The sequence below is a fragment of the Endozoicomonas sp. genome (assembly GCF_051008435.1).
Lineage (GTDB): Bacteria > Pseudomonadota > Gammaproteobacteria > Pseudomonadales > Endozoicomonadaceae > Endozoicomonas_A.
The window spans coordinates 1-7,845 of record NZ_JBPCXO010000341.1; the positions used below are offsets into that span (position 1 = coordinate 1).

The 7,845-nt window shown below is 46.6% G+C and carries 9 protein-coding genes; 5 read left to right on the forward strand and 4 right to left on the reverse strand.

What is annotated here, in order from left to right; translation table 11 throughout:
- Positions 1 to 93: 93 nt before the first annotated feature.
- The gene (locus ACR2PX_RS17165; protein WP_434000582.1) at positions 94 to 303 is read right to left on the reverse strand and encodes a hypothetical protein; all 210 of its coding nucleotides are present in this window, start codon (positions 301 to 303) and stop codon (positions 94 to 96) included.
- Positions 304 to 771: 468 nt separating this feature from the next.
- Between ACR2PX_RS17165 and ACR2PX_RS17170 the strand changes: the two genes are divergently transcribed.
- The 3 genes from ACR2PX_RS17170 (at position 772) to ACR2PX_RS17180 (ending at position 3,491) form a co-directional block, all read left to right on the forward strand.
- Positions 772 to 1,668 carry a VOC family protein gene (locus tag ACR2PX_RS17170; protein ID WP_434000583.1) on the forward strand — a complete coding sequence of 299 codons (897 nt, stop codon included), beginning with the start codon at positions 772 to 774 and terminating at the stop codon, positions 1,666 to 1,668.
- Positions 1,669 to 1,804: 136 nt separating this feature from the next.
- On the forward strand, positions 1,805 to 2,680 hold the full coding sequence (locus ACR2PX_RS17175; protein WP_434000584.1) for a CoA transferase subunit A: 876 nt from the start codon (positions 1,805 to 1,807) through the stop codon (positions 2,678 to 2,680).
- Positions 2,681 to 2,696: 16 nt separating this feature from the next.
- The gene (locus ACR2PX_RS17180) at positions 2,697 to 3,491 is read left to right on the forward strand and encodes a CoA-transferase subunit beta (RefSeq protein ID WP_434000585.1); all 795 of its coding nucleotides are present in this window, start codon (positions 2,697 to 2,699) and stop codon (positions 3,489 to 3,491) included.
- Between the two features lie 129 nt (positions 3,492 to 3,620).
- Here the strand turns inward: ACR2PX_RS17180 and ACR2PX_RS17185 are convergent, their stop codons facing one another.
- The 3 genes from ACR2PX_RS17185 to ACR2PX_RS17195 all read right to left on the reverse strand — a co-directional run bounded on the left by ACR2PX_RS17185 (position 3,621) and on the right by ACR2PX_RS17195 (position 5,936).
- Positions 3,621 to 3,875, reverse strand: a complete 255-nt coding sequence (locus ACR2PX_RS17185; protein WP_434000586.1) for a hypothetical protein — start codon at positions 3,873 to 3,875, stop codon at positions 3,621 to 3,623.
- An 84-nt stretch (positions 3,876 to 3,959) separates the two neighbouring features.
- Positions 3,960 to 4,907: a hypothetical protein gene (locus tag ACR2PX_RS17190; protein ID WP_434000587.1), complete on the reverse strand. Its 948-nt coding sequence runs from the start codon at positions 4,905 to 4,907 to the stop codon at positions 3,960 to 3,962.
- Positions 4,908 to 5,183: 276 nt separating this feature from the next.
- A complete protein-coding gene (locus ACR2PX_RS17195) occupies positions 5,184 to 5,936 on the reverse strand; it encodes an SDR family oxidoreductase (RefSeq protein ID WP_434000588.1) in 753 nt (250 codons plus the stop codon).
- A gap of 163 nt (positions 5,937 to 6,099) precedes the next feature.
- Between ACR2PX_RS17195 and ACR2PX_RS17200 the strand changes: the two genes are divergently transcribed.
- Together ACR2PX_RS17200 and ACR2PX_RS17205 are read left to right on the forward strand one after the other, a co-directional pair.
- Complete coding sequence (locus ACR2PX_RS17200; protein WP_434000589.1) at positions 6,100 to 6,333, forward strand: helix-turn-helix transcriptional regulator; 234 nt, start codon at positions 6,100 to 6,102, stop codon at positions 6,331 to 6,333.
- Between the two features lie 35 nt (positions 6,334 to 6,368).
- The gene (locus ACR2PX_RS17205) at positions 6,369 to 7,607 is read left to right on the forward strand and encodes a type II toxin-antitoxin system HipA family toxin (protein WP_434000590.1); all 1,239 of its coding nucleotides are present in this window, start codon (positions 6,369 to 6,371) and stop codon (positions 7,605 to 7,607) included.
- Positions 7,608 to 7,845: the final 238 nt, after the last annotated feature.

A 7,845-nucleotide genomic window follows, 5' to 3' on the forward strand; every position in this document is an offset into this window, starting at 1 on the left:
CGTAGTGAGGGTGTTGCACACATGTCTGATCCTTCAGAAATTTTGATCCTTATAAATCAATCGTCTCCTGAAGGCTATTTCTGTTGCAACCCCTCACTTTTCATCAGCCAACCTGTAAAAGCCCCAAAAATACTCGTTGGGGCGCTGAGTCCCGTTGGGCACCGACAGAAGAACAGGGCTGTATTTACCAAATTTGAAGTCGTAAACGCCAGAGGTCGATTTACCTGCCAATCTTAGAACATTACTGCCGAGAAAGGACTCTGTCATGTTTTTTAGCTGATAGAGAGCGGTTGCTGATCTCATCCTTGTCTCCTTTATTTTTATCGCTTTCAGTCATGGAATGGCAATAATGTATCATACATCTGCTTTAATCTGCTTCGTGTCTCAGACGACCATTGTTCTTGCTGTCTGCTGCTAGTCCCATTAGACGATGATGACTCTTGCTGCTACCGATTTAATCATGCTCAGTCCATAGGAGCCTGAACGAGAATGGACAGCCCGGCCTAAAACCCAGAAAGAACGGTCATCTTTTCCACTCAATTCGATTAAACAGGTCAACTGTTTGCACGAATTGAGTGAAAAACGCCCTGGTTCTACTGAACTTTATGCTCAGGCGCAATTCTTGGTCAGGTCCAGAAAGGCTGTGAGGTGTGTCTATGAGGCAGAGTCTTTAACAGAGCAGCCTTTGGAAATAAAACAGCCATGAGCAGAAGAAATGTTTTTCAGCTGAAAAATATTTCCAATAATAAAAGATGATGAGGCGGCGTCAGCATGGATATTCGTGGATTAGGCTATGTAACAGCAGAGTCAACTGATCTGGCCAAATGGCAGGAGTACGGAACCCAAGTGTTGGGTATGATGGAGCATGAAGCTTCTGATGAAAATACCTTGTTGCTGAAAATGGATGAGCGCAATTACCGGATTGCCGTCGAAAAGTCTGATCGAGATGGCTACGGTGCTTCAGGTTGGGAAGTCGCCAATAAAGAAGCTTTTGAACAGGCTATAACTGAACTGGAAGCGGCTGATGTTCAGGTGACCGTGGGTACCGAAGAAGAAGCCGCTGCAAGAATGGTTCAGCAGCTAATCAAGTTCTCTGATCCTGATGGTAACCGCCACGAACTGTTCTGGGGGCCGGTTCAGGATTTTAAACACTTTGTTTCTCCTGTTGGCGTATCCAGGTTTGTCACTACGGACCTGGGTCTGGGTCATGTGGTCATTCCTGCTCCATCCTTTGAAAACTGCCGCGAATTCTATACCGATGTTCTGGGTTTTGGTCTGTCTGATCTGATGCAGGTGACCTTTACCGATGATCCCGCTGAACCCAAGAAGCGTCTGCATTTTCTGCATTGTAATAATGGTCGTCATCATTCTCTGGCCATCTTTGAATGCCCCATTCCCAGTGGTTGTGTCCATATGATGCTGGAAGTGGAAGAGATGGATGATGTCGGTCGCGCTCTGGATCGCATGGAAGCTCATGGTGTGAAACTGACTGCCACCCTGGGTAAGCATACCAACGATGAAATGGTGTCCTTCTATATGCAGACACCTTCCGGCTTCGATATGGAATACGGGTGCGGTGGGCTGGTCGTGGACTGGGATCGTCACACAGTCTTCGAAAGCAGTTCTATCAGCCTCTGGGGCCACGACTTCAGCGTTGGCCATCAGTAATTCATTCTGGGCTCATGACTGTTTCTGATATTTCCCTCTGTGCTTATAAAGGGCCTATGGGAATAACAGCCTCTTCTAGTCCTGCAACCGACTCTGGTCCGATTGCAGGCAGTGAAAACAATAAAAAGGTGTAGCAATGGATAAACGCATGACCACGGCGGACATCGTCGGCGAATTGCGCGATGGTATGACCATCGGTATTGGTGGCTGGGGGCCTCGCCGCAAGCCCATGGCTCTGATCAGGGAAATTCTCCGTTCTGATGTCAAAGATCTGACCATCGTCGCTTATGGTGGTGCTGATGTCGGTATGCTGTGTGCTGCCGGTAAAGTAAAGAAAGTTATTTTTGCTTTCGTTTCTCTCGATTTCATACCTCTGGAGCCTTACTTCCGTCAGGCACGCCAGAAAGGTGAAATCGAAACCATGGAGATCGACGAAGGCATGATGCTGCTGGGGCTGCGTGCTGCTGCCTGGGGCTGCCCCTACATTCCTACCCAGATCGGCCTGGGTACCGATGTGGTCAAGGTCAATCCGGATCTGAAAGTGATCGACAGCCCTTATGACGAGAAAGAATGGGTCGCTATGCCGGCTCTGAAGCTCGACGTTTCCCTGCTTCACGTAGACCGTGCTGATGAACGTGGTGTTTGTCAGATTAAGGGCAATGATCATTACATGGATGACTGGTTTGCCCGTGCTGCAGACAAAACGTTTGTCACCTGTGATGAGCTGGTGGACAGTGATTACTTCAAGAACCCTGAAGAGTCCCGTTATGTTTATTGGGAACGCTCCATGACATCAGGTGTCAGCCTGGTGCCGGGTGGTGCTCATCCTTCGTCGTGTACTCCACTGTATGGCTTTGATGTAAAACACTTCAAAGAGTACAACGCTTGTGCCAAAGAAGGGGGCTTTGAAGCTTACTTTGAGAAGTATATTCAGGGCTCAACGGAAGAAGAGTACCAGGCCAAGGTTGGCGGACTGGAAGCTATCAAACAACTGCCAAAGCCGGTTTATTAAGAGGGGGTATTGAAAGATGAGTAATAATTATTCTCTCGCAGAATTAATGATCTGTGCTGGCTCTGAAGCCTTCAGGAAGGATGGCGAAGTACTGGCAACAGGTATTGGCCTGATTCCACGTCTGTCAGCCAGTCTGGCCATGAAAACATCCAACACCGACCTGATGATGACAGACTCAGAAGCTTTTCTGTTGTCTGAACCTAATCCGGTAGGCAATCGTGGTGATGACTACGTTCAGCACAATGAAACCTGGATGGGCTTCTCACGTATCTTTGACAACGTCTGGAGTGGCAAACGTCACGCAATGGTAGGCCCAACCCAGATCGATCAATACGGTCAGGCTAATATCTCAGCCCTGGGTGGTACTTATGAACAGCCCAAGGTTCAGATGTTGGGTGTCAGGGGTTTCCCGGGAAACTCCATCAGTCATGCCAACAGCTTTTTTGTCCCCAGCCATAACAAGCGTGTGTTTGTAGAAGGTGAGTGTGACATGGTGGCCTCCATCGGCTATAACCCGGCTCGCTTGCCGAAAGGTTACAGTCTGGATGACATTGATATCCGCCTGGTCGTTACTGATCTCTGTGTCATGGACTGGAATGGGCCGGATCATCAGCTGCAGCTGATCAGCCTGCACCCGGGTATTACTGTAGAGCAGGTTCTGGAGAATACCGGTTTTGACGTTTATGTGCCGGATGAAGTGACGGTTACTGCGGCGCCAACGACCGAACAGCTCGAAGTCATCAGGGCACTAGACCCTCATGATCTTCGCTCAAAACAGTTGAAGGATAACCCTCCCGGGGATCGTTCCTGATTTGAGAATAAAAAAGCCGGATTGATTCCGGCTTTTTACTGTTTAGTGTAAAAATGCAGCTCTCCCTGAGCTCTGTAACCTTTCACAGAGGGCTGCGTAATAGTGGATTTGATGTTTAGAGTGGAGGTATCAGCGTTTTGGTAGGCGATCCACTATGATGGCAAGTACTTCTTCTATTTTGTCAAAGCGCTGATCGATTCCTTCAAAGCGACGATCAATCCCCTTGAAACTTTTATCAACTTCCATAAAACGCACAAGCGTATCTTTTCTTAGGTTCATTTGTTCTTCAAGAATCAGAGATACAGTACCTTCTAAGCCTGTAAGAACCTTATCCCATTGGGAATATTTTTCTTCCAGTACTTCTATTCGGGCCTCAAGGCTCATACCGTGTACCGCTTGTTTGTTATTTGAGCAATGAGCATAGCAGAGATTTATTAAAAGATGCATTAGAGACAGTGAGTCTACAAGTCAATGCGGATCGAGGGAAGAAGTCTCAGATTGTGAGCCTGGATTCTCTATAACTGAAATCTGACCACTCTCTTCAATTGCTTGTAATCGAGCTATCTCATTCTGCAGCTTCTGTGTATAGAGAGCATCAAAAGTCTGTTGGTGACTTTTCGATATATGGCTGCACACATTGGCTCTTACCGAACGGATGTTTTCCAGCAGGGAGGCATCAAGTTGTCTTTCTCGCATATTGGTATGAATCAGTTCATCAAGACTATTGGCCACTCCTTTCCACTCACAGATGTCATAAATGAAGTCTGCAAGCTCCTCTCCCGGCAGACACTCTTTGAGTTCTTCTGAAGCCCAGAATGGGTGTTCATCCAGTTGTTCCTGAACTTTATCTACGGTGAACTTTTGAAGATCTGGTTTCAGTTGATCCAGGTGAGTATCAGCATTTTTTTGAAGCGCAAGAAAGAGTAATTCCGTTTCCAGTAACTCATATTCTTTTTGCGGTTTCTTGCGTTTCTTTACAGGAGCAGGCGGCTTTTTTACGGCTCTTTTTTTAGGGCGCATGGATGTGTAGTCGTAATGGGCTTTGGTATAGCCGCTGTCTCCCAGCATATAGTGCAATTTCATCTTCTCATTCACACTCATCTCGTGAAAAGCACTCTCTGATGCTATGGCCTGACTTGAAGGGCCGGGCGTTTGTGAATCATCTGGCAGGAGTATTGGCTCTACATTATGTAACTGCATGGCTGTTGAGAGAATATCCTCTGAATCTTCTGTCACCGATGATGGAGGCGGGCTTGTGCTTTCGGGTGTTGCAGGTTGAGTGGTAGAGCCTGGCTTATTCAAAAGACTGTCTGGATTAAAGTTCACCAGAGGAGCGGTTGCAGTAGTTGTTGTGGTTATGCTTTCAAAGTCTGAAAAAGAAAGGGTGCCTGTTTGATCGGGAAGCAAAGAGCTCAAGGCAGGTTGAGTCGTTACGGCAGAAACTGGGGCACTGCTGCTGGAGGGATCTTCAAATAGAAGCCTATTCCCTGAAGCAGCGGAAAAGCTTCGGTCGAAGTTGATGTTGGAATGCCTGAATCCATCCTTTCTCCTGCCCTGAACACCAATAATCTAAAGATTCAAAGAAGTTAGAGGGCATGGAGAGCGAGTTGTTCAGGGAGGATGCGAATTCAGTCAGTAAAACTGACTCTTTTGTCAGCTGTTTTGAGGAAAAAGGGCCTCTGGCAAAGAGTCTTAAACCCCTCCTGCCAGATCCAGAAAGTTCCCGGTCGAGAAAGAAGCTTTCTCGGAAGCCAGCCAGTAAATCGCTTCGGCCACTTCTTCAGGGTGACCGCCCCGCTTCATGGGTAATACATCAGCCAGTCGGTCGACCCGACCGGGTTCTCCACCATCTGCGTGCATATCGGTATAGATACACCCGGGCCGTACACCGTTGACCCGAATGTTTTCAGCGGCCACTTCAAGGGATAAGCCTTTGGTCAGGGTATCAATAGCACCTTTGGTGGCTGCGTAATCAATATACTCATTGGGCGATCCGGTTCTGGAGGCTGCCGATGAAACATTGACGATGCTACCACCGTTACCACCGTGAAGAGTCGACATTCTTTTCACAGCTTCCCGGCTGCAGAGGAAGTAACTGGTAACATTGGTTGTCAGCAGCTGGTTGATACGTTCTGCCGTCATTGCATCCAGTCTGGATTGCTGCTGAAGTATACCTGCGTTATTGACCAGTACATCCAGAGTGCCCAGCTCCTGGTCGACGGTGGAAAACAGTTTACTGACACCTGCTTCTGTAGAAACATCAGCCTGAACAGTAATACAGTGACCGTCAGCTAACTGAATCTCACGGGCAAGGCTCTCAGCTGCTTCTGTATTGGCTCTGTAATTGATGCAGACAGCATAGCCCTGCTGTGCAAAAAGTCTGGCTGCCGCTGCACCAATACCTCGGCCTGCTCCAGTGATGACTGCAATTTTCTTTTGAGGCATTTGAACATCCATTGACAGGCTATTAGTAAGGTTTGTCATCGAGATGGTATACCTCATCGAAGTTATTAAGGAAGTAGCTTTTTTTAATCTGAAATGAATACATATATGTTCATTTATTAAATTATTGCTATATTGAATGTATATATAGTCATATGTGAAGAGAATGGACAGTATCGGAGAACATTGCCGAGATCGCCGAAAAGCCAGAGGCTGGAATCAGACCGAGGCTGCCAAAAAGGCTAAAACCACCCGAAGTGTTATCTCGGCCATTGAAAACGATCGATACCAAGGTGCTCTGTGGGCTCTGAATAATTATCTTGGGTTACTGGGTCTTGAGTTAACGGTCAAAGATGCTGAGAGACCCACATGGGATGATCTTGATGAGTTATTCAAGTAGCGACGTAAAGATAAAGTCATGACTGGAGATAACGATTGAATCGCTTTGAAGAGTGGCCTGAAAAAATGAATCGGGTCCGGGTTCATACTCCGGCGGGACAAACCGGAGTATTAGGTTTTGATCGGGGCTCCTATTCCTTTTCTTATGAAGAATATGGTGAAGAAATTTCTTTGACGATGCCGCAAAGAGTTGCTTCCTATAACAGCGGAGCCCTTCATCCTGTTTTTCAGATGAATATCCCTGAAGGCTATGTCCGGGAGAGGCTGACTGAACGACTGAGGAGGTACATTAAGGTCAACGATATGTTGTTTCTGGCGCTTCAACAGCATCGCGGAATTGGTCGTCTCAGTTACGAAAGTGAGCTTGTTCTGGAGCCCGCCGGGTATGAAAGCCTCGATGCTCTGGTCAGCTGGGATAGTCGTGAAAGTGCTTTTGAATACCTTGTGGACAAATACCTTTTGAATACGGCAGCAGTATCGGGTGTTCAGCCAAAACTTCTGGTCAATACTCAGAAGTCCAGCGAGAGAGGTACTTTGATAGAACCTGAGTTGATCGTTAAAACCGGGGGCGATGAGTATGAAAATCTGGCGCTGAATGAATTCATTTGTATGAGTATTGCTCGTGAGTGTGGTATCAGTGTTCCAGAGTTCTGGCTATCGCAAAATGAAGAGTTATTCATCATGAAGCGCTTCGATCTTTTAAAGGGTCAGGCATTGGGCATGGAAGACTTTGCTGTATTGATGAAAAAGTCAGGTGATGACAAGTATCTTGGTAGTTATGAACATGTTGCTAAAGTGGTACAACTTTATACCAGAGATACGCAGCAGAGTGACCAGATATTTGATTATGTAGCAATCAGTTGTTTATTGGGTAATGGTGATGCTCATTTAAAAAACTTTTCCCTGCTTTATGACAGTATTAATCCTTTAACAGGGTTAAGGCTCTCTCCTCTTTATGATGTAGTCAACACAACAGTGTATGAAAATGATTCCCATGACCTGGCTTTGAAAATGGAACAGAGCCGGGAGTTTCCAGATCAGGACAAGTTGGTGCGATATGGAAAAAGCATTGGGGTCAAGAATCCATCAAAAAGATTGGAGGAAATGGCCGACATTGCCAGAGTTTATATTAAAGACTTTGACCGATGGGAGTCGTTTCCTGAACTGAAAACTGCACTGGAAAAATCCATATCCAGAGCCATGTCGATCACAGGCTCCGGAGTTAGACATAATGTCAAAAGGGCTAAGAAAAGGAAGATAGACCGTTATCTTTGAGCTATTTTGTCGGGCAGTAACCTCCCCGCTCCTATAGGGAGGGGGGACACCAGTAACTTATAAAGGTGAATTAGTACGATTCACCATTTATCTTGCGGATTGGAATACTTGAAACTCGATTCTGCAGTTTTTAGCGTTTGACGAAGGAAGATTCTTGTGGACTGCGGAACCAGTCTACTACTGTGACTCTTGTGCCAAGCCTAGCGAGGTACAATCAACATCACAGCAGCAGGCTGGC